The 13,515-nt window shown below is 71.2% G+C and carries 13 protein-coding genes; 2 read left to right on the forward strand and 11 right to left on the reverse strand.

The window, feature by feature from the left end:
- Positions 1-120: 120 nt before the first annotated feature.
- From IE262_RS09325 to IE262_RS09350, 6 genes are all read right to left on the reverse strand, one after another.
- The gene (locus IE262_RS09325) at positions 121-798 is read right to left on the reverse strand and encodes a histidine phosphatase family protein (protein ID WP_229877169.1); all 678 of its coding nucleotides are present in this window, start codon (positions 796-798) and stop codon (positions 121-123) included.
- Positions 795-1,241, reverse strand: a complete 447-nt coding sequence (gene rsfS, locus IE262_RS09330) for a ribosome silencing factor (protein WP_134040482.1) — start codon at positions 1,239-1,241, stop codon at positions 795-797. Before rsfS ends, IE262_RS09325 begins: the two co-directional genes overlap by 4 nt.
- A 135-nt stretch (positions 1,242-1,376) precedes the next feature.
- The gene (locus tag IE262_RS09335; RefSeq protein WP_189872634.1) at positions 1,377-3,230 is read right to left on the reverse strand and encodes an LCP family protein; all 1,854 of its coding nucleotides are present in this window, start codon (positions 3,228-3,230) and stop codon (positions 1,377-1,379) included.
- Between the two features lie 16 nt (positions 3,231-3,246).
- Complete coding sequence (gene nadD, locus IE262_RS09340; protein WP_134040484.1) at positions 3,247-3,957, reverse strand: nicotinate-nucleotide adenylyltransferase; 711 nt, start codon at positions 3,955-3,957, stop codon at positions 3,247-3,249.
- A gap of 59 nt (positions 3,958-4,016) precedes the next feature.
- Complete coding sequence (locus tag IE262_RS09345; RefSeq protein ID WP_166681756.1) at positions 4,017-4,181, reverse strand: hypothetical protein; 165 nt, start codon at positions 4,179-4,181, stop codon at positions 4,017-4,019.
- Positions 4,182-4,423: 242 nt separating this feature from the next.
- On the reverse strand, positions 4,424-4,585 hold the full coding sequence (locus IE262_RS09350) for a hypothetical protein (RefSeq protein ID WP_166681757.1): 162 nt from the start codon (positions 4,583-4,585) through the stop codon (positions 4,424-4,426).
- A 119-nt stretch (positions 4,586-4,704) separates the two neighbouring features.
- Between IE262_RS09350 and IE262_RS09355 the strand changes: the two genes are divergently transcribed.
- Positions 4,705-5,808 carry a M48 family metallopeptidase gene (locus IE262_RS09355; RefSeq protein WP_134040485.1) on the forward strand — a complete coding sequence of 368 codons (1,104 nt, stop codon included), beginning with the start codon at positions 4,705-4,707 and terminating at the stop codon, positions 5,806-5,808.
- Between the two features lie 24 nt (positions 5,809-5,832).
- Here the strand turns inward: IE262_RS09355 and IE262_RS09360 are convergent, their stop codons facing one another.
- The 5 genes from IE262_RS09360 to proB form a co-directional block, all read right to left on the reverse strand.
- On the reverse strand, positions 5,833-6,900 hold the full coding sequence (locus IE262_RS09360; protein WP_134040486.1) for an SCO2583 family membrane protein: 1,068 nt from the start codon (positions 6,898-6,900) through the stop codon (positions 5,833-5,835).
- 111 nt (positions 6,901-7,011) lie between these two features.
- A complete protein-coding gene (locus tag IE262_RS09365; protein ID WP_189872636.1) occupies positions 7,012-7,614 on the reverse strand; it encodes an SCO2584 family spore wall biosynthesis protein in 603 nt (200 codons plus the stop codon).
- Between the two features lie 119 nt (positions 7,615-7,733).
- Positions 7,734-9,020, reverse strand: a complete 1,287-nt coding sequence (locus tag IE262_RS09370; RefSeq protein WP_134040488.1) for a glutamate-5-semialdehyde dehydrogenase — start codon at positions 9,018-9,020, stop codon at positions 7,734-7,736.
- A 175-nt stretch (positions 9,021-9,195) separates the two neighbouring features.
- Positions 9,196-9,693 carry a DUF8830 family protein gene (locus tag IE262_RS09375; protein WP_189872919.1) on the reverse strand — a complete coding sequence of 166 codons (498 nt, stop codon included), beginning with the start codon at positions 9,691-9,693 and terminating at the stop codon, positions 9,196-9,198.
- Positions 9,694-9,848: 155 nt separating this feature from the next.
- Positions 9,849-10,988 (reverse strand): glutamate 5-kinase, encoded by a 1,140-nt coding sequence (gene proB / locus IE262_RS09380; protein ID WP_134040527.1) that lies wholly within the window; start codon positions 10,986-10,988, stop codon positions 9,849-9,851.
- A 366-nt stretch (positions 10,989-11,354) separates the two neighbouring features.
- On the opposite strand from proB, the gene IE262_RS09385 reads away from it, so the two are divergent.
- A complete protein-coding gene (locus tag IE262_RS09385) occupies positions 11,355-13,457 on the forward strand; it encodes a hypothetical protein (protein ID WP_189872638.1) in 2,103 nt (700 codons plus the stop codon).
- The last annotated feature ends 58 nt before the right edge of the window (positions 13,458-13,515 follow it).

Raw genomic sequence — 13,515 nt, forward strand, 5'->3', positions numbered from 1 at the left:
GCCCCGCTCGGCGGGGCGAACAAGAAGAACTCTAGCCTGCGACCAGCCGGAAAGTGAAATCCGGTCCCGCTCTCCCAACGGAGCGTGCCGGTCGCCCTGCGGCCGCTCCGCCGAGGGGCGTCAGTCGTCGTCGCCGAGCACCGGCTCCGGCAGGGTGCCGGCGTTGTGCTCCAGCAGGCGCCAGCCGCGGGCGCCCTCGCCGAGGACGGACCAGCAGCAGTTGGAGAGGCCGCCGAGGCTCTCCCAGTGGTGGGGCTCCAGGCCGATGAGACGTCCGATGGTGGTGCGGATGGTCCCGCCGTGGCTGGCCACCACGAGGGTGCCGTCCGCGGGCAGCTTGTCGGCGTGCCGCAGCACCACCGGGGCGGCGCGGTCGGCGACCTCGGTCTCCAGTTCGCCGCCTCCGCGGCGGACGGGCTCACCGCGCTTCCACGCGGCGTACTCCTCGCCGTACCGCTCGATGATCTCCTCGTGCGTCAGCCCCTGCCAGGCGCCCGCGTAGGTCTCGCGCAGCGCCTCGTCGTGCGTCACGGCGAGACCGGTGAGCAGGGCCAGCTCAGCGGCCGTGGCCGCGGCGCGGCTGAGGTCGGAGGCGAGGATCGCGTCGGGCTTCAGGGAGGCGAGCAGCCGGGCGGCGCGGCGGGCCTGTCCGACACCCGTCCCGGTGAGCTCTATGTCCGTGGTGCCCTGGAAGCGGCGCTCCAGGTTCCACGAGGTCTGGCCGTGCCTCCAGAGGATGACGCGGCGGCCGCGCCCGGACTTCCGGTCGGCCGCCTCTGTCCCCGGCGCGGCGCTCACCGCAGCTCCCCGCCGAGCTCGGCGGCCTCCTCGGCGGCGCGCAGCCTGGCGTGCTGCTCGCCCTTGCCGCGGGTGGCCTTGGCGTCGGCCGGCAGCTCCAGCTCGGGGCAGTCCTTCCAGAGCCGCTCCAGGGCGTAGAAGACGCGCTCCTCGCTGTGCTGGACGTGGACGACGATGTCGACGTAGTCGAGGAGCACCCAGCGGGCCTCGCGGTCGCCCTCGCGGCGTACGGGCTTGGCGTCCAGTTCCTTGTTCAGCCGCTCCTCGATCTCGTCGACGATCGACTTGACCTGGCGGTCGTTGGGTGCGGAGGCCAGCAGGAAGGCGTCCGTGATGGAGAGTACGTCGCTCACGTCGTAGGCGATGACGTCGTGGGCGAGCTTGTCGGCGGCCGCCTGGGCGGCGGTGTTGATGAGTTCGAGAGAGCGGTCGGTTGCGGTCACTACAAGGCTTTCGATCGACGGTCAGTGAACCCTCAAGGGTTACCTCAAGGGTCTCACGGACTCCTGAGGGCTCCCCAGGGTTTAACGTCCACCCGGTTGATCACCCGGTCGGGCACGCTACGAGCCGTCGTACGGTCACCCCGAGGAACCCTCGGCGGCGCTCCCCTCGTAGTCCTGGCCGAGGACGACCGAGATGTCGGCGTTGGACGTGGTCCTGCCCTTCTGGACGGAGCCGACGGGCAGGCCGAGGGTCTTGGCGACCTCGACGGCGTCGTCCTTGCTCGCGGCGTCGGCATAGGTGACCCGGGACGCGGTCTGGGCCGCGGGGGCGGTGCCGGCGTCGAGGAAGGTGTAGCCGCCGTTGATCAGGACTACGCGGGCCTGTTCGGTGGCGTCCTTGGCGCCGGTGGCGTTCCTGATGCCGACCCGGACGGCGTCACCCGCGTCGGGGCTCTTCGCGGTGCCGCCGAGCACGTCCTTGACCACGCTGTCGGAGGCCTGCGTGTTCAGGGTGCCGTCCTGCTGGACCGGCAGAAGGTCGGTCTGGTAGTCGCCGCCCTTGGCCCGCTCGGCGAGCTTCGCGAGGAAGGTCCCGAGGTCGTTGTCGGTCAGCGGGGGGTCGAGGATCTGGGCCAGTGTCTGCACGGTGGTGGTGGCGGCCTGTGCGTCGGAGGACAGCTTGCGCAGCACGCCCTGCATGACCTGTCCGAACCGCTTCAGCTGGGCGTTCTGGCTCTCGCCGGGCGCGCGGTAGGTGGCGTACGCGACGGCCATCTTGCCGCTGAGGGTCTGGGCCCTGCCCTTGTTGACCAGGGGTGTCTCGCCCTTCTTGGCGTCCGGGGCGGGCACCGTGGCGTCGGTGTCGACGTCGATGTTGCCGACGAGTTCGACGAGGTTGTTCAGGTACGGGGTGTCGAGGCGCCAGCTGCCCTCGATGTTGGTGCCCAGGACGGTGTCGAGGGCGTCCCGGGTACCGGAGGACCCGTCGTCCTCGACGGACTTGGCGAGGGTGCTGGTGTTGCCGTCGTCGTCGGTCAGGGCGAGGGAGTTGGGGAGCAGGACGGTGGCGCCCCGCTTCGTGGTGGTGTTGTTCACGAGCAGCGCGGTGGACGTGCCGCCCTTGGCCGTGTTGTGCAGGTGGACGACGAGCACGTCGCGCTTCTGTGCGCCCGCGGCCGTCGGGGTACCGGCCTTCTCCTCGGAGGACGTCCCGGGCAGTGCGCCCGTGTACCAGAGGTAGCCGACGCCGCCGACGGCGAACAGGGCGAGGGTCACCACCAGGGCGACGATCCGGCTGCGGGCCCGGCGCCGGGCCTCCTCGCGGCGTTCGGTGCGGTTCTCCGTGAACTTCAGCCAGTCGATGACGTCCTCGGAGTTGCCGTCGGGCTCCTCGACGAAGGCGAACTGCTCGGTGCGGTAGCCCGGGTCGTCGCCGTGCGCGTCACGGCCACCGGCCGGCTCGTCCGAGCGGCCGACGGACGGGTACTGAGGCGGTCCGTCGCCGGCCGGAGGGCCGGCGGCCGCGTCGCTCGGGCGGGTCCCACTGCCTTCAGGAGCGCCGGCCGACCGCGTCTGTTGCGGGATGTAGGCGGTCTGCTCGGCGGTATGGGCCTGCCGGCCCGCGGCCCGCGGCTGCTGCCCGGTGCCGGAGGCCTGCTGCCCGTAGGGGTCGTACGGGTCGTAGCCGGAGCCGGTCCCCGCTGACCCGTCGGCGGGAGCGGTCCGGTACGGGTCGTAGGGGTCGTAGAAGGCCGACGGTTGCTGGCTCGCGTGGTTCGCGTGGTTCGCGTCGTAGGGGGCCGCGTACGGGTCGTAGCCGTAGCCCTGCGGCTGCTGCTGGGGACCCGAGCCGTAGGGGTCGTATCCCTGGTGGGGTCCCTGCGGGGAGGGCTGGGCGGGCACCTGCCGGTACACAGGCTGCCCGAAGTCGTCATAGCCGACGAGTTCGTACTGGTCGCCCCCGTAGCCAGCGTCGTATCGGTCGTTCACCGGTGCCCCTCTCGGCTCACTCGCCGCGGTACAGCTGCCGCTTGTCGATGTAGCGCACCACACCGTCCGGCACCAGATACCAGACGGGATCGCCCTTCGCGACCCTCGCACGGCAGTCCGTGGACGAGATGGCCATGGCCGGAACCTCGACCAAAGAGACGCCACCCGCGGGCAGGCCCGGGTCGGCGAGGGTGTGGCCGGGCCGGGTGACGCCGATGAAGTGCGCGAGGGAGAACAACTCGTCCGTGTCACGCCAGGTGAGGATCTGGCTCAGCGCGTCGGCGCCGGTGATGAAGAAGAGGTCCGTGTCGGGGTTGAGCGCCCGCAGTTCACGCAGGGTGTCCGTGGTGTAGGTGGGGCCGCCGCGGTCGATGTCGATGCGGCTGACCGAGAACTGGGGGTTCTCGGCGGTCGCGATGACGGTCATCAGGTAGCGGTCCTCCGCGGGGGAGACCCTGCGGTGGGTCTTCTGCCACGGCTGGCCCGTCGGTACGAACACGACCTCGTCGAGGTGGAACTGGGCGGCCACCTCCTGGGCGGCGACGAGGTGCCCGTTGTGGATCGGGTCAAACGTTCCGCCCATGACGCCGAGGCGTCGCCGGCCCGTCGCGGACGAGCCGTTTCCGGGGCCCCTCACCTGGCCTATCGCCGGTTCGTGCTCCGTGTCGTGCTCCGGACCGTTCGCCTTGGTGTGCTCCGGACCGGTAGGCATTTCCTGCTCTCCCATGCGTGCAGACCCTACCGGCCCAGCCGACGCGCCCCGGTCGAACGTCCTTTTGCGGGGATTCAGCGGTCCCGGTTGAAACGGGTGGTGATCCACAGCAGGAGCAGCAGCACGAAGAGCGCTCCGCCGCCGGTCAGGTAGGGGCTGAGGCTCTCGTGATTGCCGCCGTGCTCCTCGCCCTCGGAGGCGAGAGTGACCAACTGGGCAGCGGTGCTGTGGATGCTCATCGTCGGCTGGACCTATCCGGGTGTGGGATCGGGACTAAGACTCCGGCCCATCGTATGCGGGCGCCTCCGCCGCGATCACCCCGACTCCGCCGCAGGGAGGCAGGGCCGCCGCGAACGCGGTGAACGGGACCCCCGCCGCGTCCGTACGCATTCCCTGTACGAGCCCGCCACCCAGGCGTCCCGGGACCGCACTCCCCCGGATGTACGAGACAGCCCGCCCGAGACCACACCGGAACCGACCGTCAGTCGTCGTCCCGCCGGTAACCGCGCAGCAGGAACCACGCGCCCAGGACGCATCCGACGATCATCACGATCAGCACGACGCGCAGCAGGTTGCCCGGACCCTGCGTCTCGGCCGCGGTCGCGGCCTCGGTGATCCAGCGGGCTGCCGGGACGTGCTCCATGGGATCGCTCCTATCGGGTGTGCTGCCCTGTCACGGTATCTCCGCCTAGGCTGGAACCCGCCTCGGGGGGCACACAGGGCCATGGGACGTATCAGGGCCATCAGACGCATGGGGGACACATGTCCGACGACAGCCACGAGCAGAACGGGCGCGAGAACGTGCCCGGCAGGCAGCGCAGGCGCTTCGAGGGGATCTCCTCGCGGGCGTACGAACATCCCGCGGACCGCTCGGCCCTGGTGGCCCTGCGCAAGCTCAGCGGCTTCGACACGGTCTTCAAGGCGCTCAGCGGTCTGCTGCCCGAGCGCAGCCTGAGGCTGCTGTTCCTGTCCGACTCCGTACGGGTCTCGGACGCGCAGTTCGCACACCTGAACGACATGCTGCGGGACGCCTGCTACATCCTGGACCTGGAGAAGGTCCCGCCGATGTACGTCAACCAGGACCCGCAGCCGAACGCGATGTGCATAGGCCTGGACGAGCCGATCATCGTCGTCACGACGGGGCTCGTCGAGCTGCTCGACGAGGAGGAGATGCGGGCGGTCGTCGGTCACGAGGTGGGCCACGCCCTCTCGGGCCACTCCGTCTACCGCACGATCCTGCTCTTCCTGACCAGCCTGGCCCTGCGGGTGGCGTGGATCCCGCTGGGCAACCTCGCGATCATGGCGATCGTGACGGCGCTGCGCGAGTGGTTCCGCAAGTCGGAGCTGTCCGCGGACCGCGCGGGTCTGCTGGTCGGCCAGGACCTGCGGGCCTCGATGCGCGGTCTGATGAAGATCGCGGGCGGCAACCACCTGCACGAGATGAACGTGGACGCGTTCCTCGCGCAGGCCGATGAGTACGAGGCGGCGGGCGACCTGCGCGACTCCGTGCTGAAGATCCTGAACGTCCTGCCCCGCTCGCACCCCTTCACCACCGTCCGCGCGGCCGAGCTGAAGACGTGGGCGGAATCCCGCGACTACCAGCGGATCATGGACGGTCACTACCCGCGACGCAGTGAGGACAAGGACACCTCGGTGACCGACTCGTTCCGGCAGTCGGCGGCCAGCTACGCCAGCGATGTGAAGAACTCCAAGGACCCGCTGATGAAGCTGGTCACCGACATCGCGGGCGGCGCGGGCGACCTCGCGGGCGACCTCGGCGGCCGGGTGCGGCGAGGGTTCGGCGGCTTCGCGGGCGGCGGTGGCGGCTCACCCAAGGACAAGCAGCGCCCCGACGACGAGGCGTGACCGGACGGCACGCGTGACCGCGGGTCACACCTCTGGCTGCGCGCTCTGTGCGAGTGACCCGCACAGGGCCGTGGCACTGCCCGTGGCGAAGGGGTCCGTACCGGCCGGGCCGCCCTCCCTGGCCGCCTGACCGGCGAGCAGCGGGCGCAGGTGGTTCGTGGAGTCCTCGGAGCAGGAGAGCGGGCCGGCCTGGACGTAGGAGGCGACGAGCTCGGCCTGGTGGGTGCGCAGGTCGTCGTTGTCGAAGCGGAACTGCAGCTCGCGCCGGACGGTGAACAGCGAGGCCTTGGCACTGGCGTCGGAGCCGGCGGGCCGCAGCGCGTACACGAGGGTGTGGTCGGCGACGACCTCAAGGGTGCTGGCGTCGTACTCGGCGGCCTGCAGCGTGCCCTGGACGCGGATCTTGGTGTCGGCGAGCTCGGCACGGGAGGGGTCGAAGCGGACCAGCCAGCCGGTGGGTGCGTGCCGTCCGTCGGCGGTGGGGCGCTCGAAGCTCTGGTCGAACTGGTCCAGCTGCTGCGGGTCGAGCAGCATTCGCGCGGGCCGGACGGACACCCCGCTCAGCACCTCCGGGGCGAGGGCGGAGGCCACGATGTAGTCCTTGGCGGTGCTCAGCGCCGTGACGACCTGGCTGTCCGAGAAGTGAGCGGTGCGGCGGGTGGCGGGCATGGTGACGCCTTCGGCGCCCACGCGGAACTGGGCGGCCGGGCTGTGCGCGTACAGCTTCTCGGGGTTCGCGGAGCCGGGTACGCGGGCCTGGGGCGCGAGCGGGATGACGGTCATCCGCAGCGGGTCGGCGGGCTCGGCGGCCGGTGTCTGGTACGGATGGCGCATGCCCATGTAGATCGCGGTGCCGAAGGCCACGGCGATCAACAGGACGAGGATCAGCGCCTGCCGCGACAGGCCGCGCCGCAGGGACGGGCGGCGGCGTACGGCGGGGGCGTGGTCACCGATGCGCTCCTGGGCGGAGAACTCCTGGAGGCGGGCAGCACGAACGAACGACTCGTCGAAGACGACGGATCGGTACTCGTCCTCTCCACCACCGGGAGCGCCCTCGGGCGGCCCCTCGGGTGGGTCTCCTGGCCCGCCCATACCTTGAGAGTAGGTCTGTTGAGGCCCAGGTAAACGCCCGGCTGAGTGACAAGTTCTGACAGGTTCCCACCAGGTTTTCGAACGGTCGTCGAACCGCGGAGCGGCCCTGTCTCAGGGCGTGCGCGGCACCGCGGAGACAGGTGGCTGGGAATAGTCGGCCGAGGCCGAGGGGCCCGTGGGAGCCGTCGCGCCGCCCTGCTCCGGCCCGGTGGAGGCGGGCGGTGGGACCTGGTCCTGGCGGCCGCCCGAGGAGGCGCCGCGGTACACGGCCGTGAAGGCGAGGGCGACCATGCCGATGCCCATCACGAGGGCGAGGACCCAGGCGACGGGCCGGTGCCAGCGGGCCTGTTTGCCGTACGCCCGGCCGTATGGCTCGCCGTAGCGGCCCTCCAGGATCTCCGCGTCGTCCAGGTCGTCGAGGTCCCGGTCGTGGCCGTAATCGCCGTCGGGTCCGTAGCCGTCCTCATAGAGCTCGTCGTCGCCTCGCGCGCCTCTGGTGTGCGCCCGGCGTGCTTCGGCCTCCTGCGCTTCGGCGCGCGCCTGGGCGGCGGCCAGGAGGCGTTCGACGGCGGTCGGCTCGTGCACCACTGCCGCCCGTACGAAGGCCTCGTCGAACACCACGGAGGCGAACTCTTCGTCCATACCTCCGCGGTCGCGGTCGTCGTCGGGCTCCCAGCCGTCAGGGAACGGCGTGCCCCCCACGTCCTCCGGCACGCTTCCAGGGTAGACCTGAGGGGGTAATTTGGGCAGACGGTAAGGAAATCCATCCGCTGTGCGAAGACGGTTCGCGGGAACGTGACCGTCGTCAGCGATGCCCTTCCCCGTGCACCTGCTCAGCGCCGTACGTGTCCGTCGCCGGTCACGATGTACTTCGTGCTCGTCAGCTCCGGCAGCCCCATGGGCCCTCGGGCGTGCAGTTTCTGCGTCGAGATGCCGATCTCGGCCCCGAAGCCGAACTGGCCGCCGTCCGTGAAGCGGGTGGAGGCGTTCACCGCGACCGTCGTGGAGTCCACCAACTGGGTGAAGCGACGGGCGGCCTGCTGCGAGGTCGTCACGATCGCCTCGGTGTGCCCGGAGGTCCACAGCCGGATGTGCTCCACGGCCCGGTCGAGCGAGTCGACGACGGCGGCGGCGATGTCGTACGAGAGGTACTCGGTCTCCCAGTCGTCCGTGGTGGCCTCGACGACGGTGGCCCGCGTGTCCTTGGCGTAGGCCAGCACGCGCTCGTCGCCGTGCACGGTCACCCCGGCGTCGGCCAGCGCGTCCAGGGCACGCGGCAGGAACCGGGGGGCGATGTCCTGGTGGACCAGCAGGGTCTCGGCGGCGTTGCAGACGCTCACCCGCTGGGCCTTGGAGTTGATCAGGATCTCGATCGCCATGTCGAGGTCGGCGTGCGCGTCGACGTAGACGTGGCAGTTGCCGGTGCCCGTCTCGATCACGGGGACGGTCGACTCCTCGACGACCGTACGGATCAGGGAGGCGCCGCCGCGCGGGATGAGGACGTCGACGAGGCCGCGGGCACGCATCAGCTCGCGTACGGACTCACGGCTCTCGCCGGGTACGAGCTGCACGGCGTCGGCGGGCAGCCCGGCACCGCCGACGGCGTCCCGGAGCACCCGGACGAGCGCCGTGTTCGACTCGTAGGCGGACGACGAGCCCCGCAGCAGCACCGCGTTGCCGGACTTCAAGCACAGGGCGGCGGCGTCGACGGTCACGTTCGGCCGGGCCTCGTAGATGATGCCGACGACTCCCAGCGGGACGCGCACCTGACGCAGGTCGATGCCGTTCGGCAGGGTGGAGCCGCGGACGACCTCGCCGACCGGGTCGGGGAGCGACACGACGTCGCGCACGTCGGAGGCGATGGCCCGTACCCGCTCCGGGGTCAGCGTCAGCCGGTCGATGATCGCCTCGCTGGTGCCGGCCTCGCGGGCACGCTCGATGTCCTGGGCGTTGGCCGCGACGATCTCGCTCGTGCGGACCTCCAGCGCGTCCGCGATCGCGAGCAGCGCGTCGTCCTTCTCGGCGCGCGGCAGCGGCGCGAGGTCGGCCGCGGCGGCCTTGGCGCGGTAGGCGACCCGGATGACCGGGGACATGGCGTCGTACGGCGAGAGCGTGGTCATGCTGGAAGGGTAGTGCGCCGGGCGGAGACGTCCATCGGCTATCCCACAGCGCGAGACAGGCGCCCAACGGCGCCCAAAGCCTCGTGAAAGGTGCCGCGCTCCGGCTCGCACGCCCCTCCCGGACGCGCGGGCGCCACTGAGCGGTCACACAGGTCACTCATGTCACACAGGTCACTCAGAAGGGATGCACCCCGACTGGCGTCGCAGGCAGCGGTCCGTGCCCCTCGGCGACGCGCTGGTGGTACGTCTCGCGGTCGATGACCTCCAGGCCGACGATCTCCCAGGGCGGCAGCCGGGCGCTCTGGCGGTGCTCGCCCCACAGGCGCAGGGCGACGGCGGCCGCGTCGTGCAGGTCGCGGGCCTCTTCCCAGTAGCGGATCTCGGCGTGGTCGGTGGCGTAGCGGCTGGTCAGCAGAAAGGGGTGGTCGTGGGCGAGCTGTTCGAGGCCGCGCCGTACCTCCGTCAGCGGAGCCTCGCCGCCCGAGACACTGAGCGTCACGTGCCACAGCCGGGGAACGTCCGTCGGCTCCTCCACGCCGGACGGCCGCTCGGAACGCTGCCCGGAGGGCTGCCCGTCGTACGCGTCCGAGGTCGCGACGCAGGTCAGCGCGCGCTCCTCGCCGGACCCGGGGGAGGCACCACCACCGCGGGACTCCGCCGCCCCAGGGCGCACTCGTCTCACGACGGCCTCCTTTTCGCAATGACCGGGCCTTGGCCGGGCGGAATCTCCCTGCAACAAAGTTGAGCAGGCCGGACGGCTCCGCGTGGCGGTTTTACGGAACGTGGCATGCCGGAAGCCTGTGATTCGGCCGTTCCGGGCGCGTCCGGTCAGGGGTGAAGCAGGGCCAGGTCGTCCCTGTGTACGACCTCTCGTTCGTACGCGGGACCCAGCTCGCGCGCCAGTTCCCGGGTCGAGCGGCCGATCAGCCGGGGGATCTCCTTGGCGTCGAAGTTGACGAGCCCCCGCGCCACCGCGCGCCCCTCGCCGTCCCGCAGCTCCACGGGGTCGCCCGCGGTGAACTCCCCCTCGACCGCCGCGATGCCCGCGGGCAGCAGCGACTTGCGGCCCTCGACGACCGCACGCACGGCCCCGTCGTCGAGGGTGAGCGAGCCCTGCGGGGTGGAGGCGTGCTGGAGCCACAGCAGCCGGTCGGCGGAACGCTTGCCCGTGGGGTGGAAGTACGTGCCGGTGTCACGGCCGGCGAGGGCGTCCGCCGCGTGGATCGCGCTGGTCAGGACCACGGGGACGCCTGCCCCTGTGGCGATCCCGGCGGCCTCGACCTTGGTGACCATGCCGCCGGTGCCGACGCCGGCCTTGCCCGTGCTGCCGATCTCGACGTGGGCGAGGTCCTCGGGCCCCCGTACCTCCGCTATCCGCGAGGTGCCGGGCCTGCCGGGGTCGCCGTCGTACACGCCGTCCACGTCCGAGAGCAGGACCAGCAGATCGGCCCGGACCAGATGGGCGACGAGCGCGGCGAGGCGGTCGTTGTCGCCGAAGCGGATCTCGTCCGTGGCGACGGTGTCGTTCTCGTTGACGACCGGCAGCGCGCCCATCGCCAGCAGCTTGTCGAGGGTGCGCGAGGCGTTGCGGTGGTGGGCGCGGCGGCTCATGTCGTCGGAGGTGAGGAGCACCTGGCCGACGCGGATGCCGTACCGGGCGCAGGAGGCCGTGTAACGGGCCACGAGGAGGCCCTGGCCGACACTCGCGGCCGCCTGCTGCCGGGCGAGGTCCTTGGGGCGCCGGCGCAGGCCGAGCGGTGCGAGCCCGGCGGCGATGGCACCGGACGACACCAGCACGATCTCCCTCTCACCCCCACCCTCAACCGAGGCCCTTCGGGCCACCCCCGTTCCTCGGGCCTTGGCGAGCACATCGACGAGGGCGTCCACCCGGTCGGCGTCCAGGCCCCCGGCCGCCGTGGTCAGGGACGAGGAGCCCACCTTGACGACGACCCTGTGCGCTTCCGCCACGCCCTGCCGTCCCGCGACGCCCTGCCTTGCCGTAGACACGCGTATCCCCGCATTTCCCCAGTTCCGACCCGCCGGTGTCTGCAATCTACGTGAGCGTGAGGGGCAGATGTCGCGGCATTTCGGTGGGTGGACGCCCGACTGGACGCCCGACACCTGACCGATATGCCTATTTTCAGCCGGTTGCTCCCGTGGAAGATTGCTCCTCCGGCTCAGAAGGTCATACCGTCAGGGGTCGGCCTCACCTGTTCGAGGCGCCCATGGGGCGGAAAACGCCCGGGGCGCGCGCACGGAGGCGGGCCGCCCCCACTACTCTCTCCGCTACTTTCGCCCCGTCCGTCGTCGTTTCCCTCCGCAGGAGCCCAGCCCGTGCCCTCCGCAAGGCTCGCCCCCCGCCGCATCGCGCAGCTGTCCGCGCTGCTGGCGATGTTCGCGCTCTTCACGGCCCAGATCGTCTCCGCGCTGCTGCCGAACGTCCCGGTGTTCGTCGCGGCGAGCGCGGCCGGCCTCGTCCTGGACACCGCATTGCAGTACCGGGACCCCGGTCTGCTCGCGGTCCTCGGCAAGATCCGGCTCGACACACTGGTCCGGCAGCTACTGCGCGACATGCTGATCCTGGTGGGGCTGCTGCGGATCGAGGGGGTCGACCCGGAGGGCGAGCACGCCCCCCTGGTGCTCGGCCTGTGGGCCTTCTACGCGCTGCACTTCGCCTGCCAGGGCATGGCGGTCCTGGTGCGCCGCACCCGGACCCTGCCGATCGTGACGCGGAACATCGACGCGTCCGCGCTGCGGCTGACCGCCGCCCCGCCGCGCCTGCTGGCCCGCCGCCAGGCCCACCGGCTGCTGACGTTCTCGCTGCCGACCACGGCCGGCCTGACGGCCACCGCGGCCACCAAGGACGGGCTCTGGGGCGGCATCGGCCTCGGTACCGCGCTCGTCCTGGCCCTCGGCGGCACGGTGTACCTGGCGACCTGGCTGCTGCCGAAGAAGCGGGCGAAGAGCGACCAGCAGGTCATGGCGTGGCTGGACCAGTGGCTGGCCGACTACCGGCCGACGGTCGCCATGTACTTCTCGGGCGGCGCGACGTCGGCGTACCAGGCGAACATGTGGCTCTCCACGCTCTCCAAGGTCGACGGCAAGCCGCTGATCGTGCTGCGCGAGCGGTTCATGGTGCAGAAGATCGACGCCACCGACGTGCCGATCATCTGCTTCCCGAAGGTCTCGACGATGTTCTCGCTGGAGAACTCGACGCTGCAGATGATGCTGCACCCGGCGAACGCCGCGAAGACCTCCCAGGTGCTGCGCATCCCCACGATCAAGCACGCGTTCATCAACCACGGCGAGAGCGACAAGCTGTCCTCCTGCAACCCGTACGCGAAGGCGTATGACGAGGTGTGGGTCGCCGGTCCCGCGGCGCGCGAGCGGTACGCGCTCGCCGAGGTCGGTGTCGAGGACAAGGACATCGTCGAGGTCGGCCGCCCGCAGCTCGCGCCGATCCGCCCGTACTCGGGCGCGCCGACGGGGCCGCGCGACGCGGACGCCAGCCAGCGCCTCACGACGGTTCTGTACGCGCCCACCTGGGAGGGCTGGGACGGCAACCCCGGCAACACCTCCGTGGTCCTGGCCGGTGAGAACATCGTCCGCGGGCTCCTGGCCGACGACAATGTGCGCCTGCTGTACAAGCCGCACCCGATGACGGGTTCCGTCGACCCGCGCGCGGGTGCCGCGAACCAGCGGATCATGGCGATGATCCGCGAGGCCAACAATCGGCGTTCCGGCTCCCGGCCGGGCCCGGAGGCCGCCGCCGAGCTGGCCCGCCGCACCGTCGCCCTGGACAAGCTCACCTCGACGCACTTCCGCGACAGTGCGGACGAACTGGAGCGCATGCTTCTCCAGGGCGCGCCCCGGGGCGACCGCGAGGCCGCCATCACCGAGGCCACGACCGCCTGGGAGAAGGCGTACTGGGCGTCGTTCCCGGAGTGGGAGCACCAGATCATCACGGACGCGCGCCCCGCGATCTTCGCCTGCTTCAACCAGGCGGACCTGCTGATCAGCGATGTCTCGTCGGTGGTCTCCGACTGGCTGTCCAGTGAGAAGCCGTACGCGGTCGCCAACACCTCGGGCATGACGGAGGAGGCGTTCCGTACGGGCTTCCCGACCGTGTCGGCGGGCGTCATCCTCACCCCGTCCGCCGAGGGTGTCCCGGCCCTGCTGGAGTCGGTGCGCCACCCGGAGAAGGACCAGTTCACCGCGGCCCGTGCGGAGCTGAAGGAGCACCTGCTCGGACCGTCCGACCCGCCGTCCCTGGTCCGCTTCAACAACGCGGTCCGGGCCCTGTGCGAGAAGGCCGACGACCGCCGCGTGCGCATGGAGTCCCGTCTGGCCGGCGAGATCCCCTCGCCGCGTGAGGCCTCCGAGGAGATGGCCGAGGACACGGGCCCGAACGGCGCGGGGGACTCCGTGACCGCGTAGCACCTGATCGCAACGGATCGTCGTACGACGAATGAGGCCCCGGGAGACTACTCCCGGG

This window comes from Streptomyces bluensis, from assembly GCF_014650715.1.
GTDB lineage: Bacteria > Actinomycetota > Actinomycetes > Streptomycetales > Streptomycetaceae > Streptomyces > Streptomyces bluensis.

Bases quoted from the DNA above. Each gene is read 5' to 3' on its own strand.
- nadD (WP_134040484.1), bottom strand. From the start codon at position 3,957: ATGGGAGAGCAGGAAATGCCTACCGGTCCGGAGCACACCAAGGCGAAC.
- IE262_RS09345 (WP_166681756.1), bottom strand. From the start codon at position 4,181: ATGAGCATCCACAGCACCGCTGCCCAGTTGGTCACTCTCGCCTCCGAG.
- IE262_RS09350 (WP_166681757.1), bottom strand. From the start codon at position 4,585: ATGGAGCACGTCCCGGCAGCCCGCTGGATCACCGAGGCCGCGACCGCG.
- IE262_RS09355 (WP_134040485.1), top strand. From the start codon at position 4,705: ATGTCCGACGACAGCCACGAGCAGAACGGGCGCGAGAACGTGCCCGGC.
- IE262_RS09360 (WP_134040486.1), bottom strand. From the start codon at position 6,900: ATGGGCGGGCCAGGAGACCCACCCGAGGGGCCGCCCGAGGGCGCTCCC.
- IE262_RS09370 (WP_134040488.1), bottom strand. From the start codon at position 9,020: ATGACCACGCTCTCGCCGTACGACGCCATGTCCCCGGTCATCCGGGTC.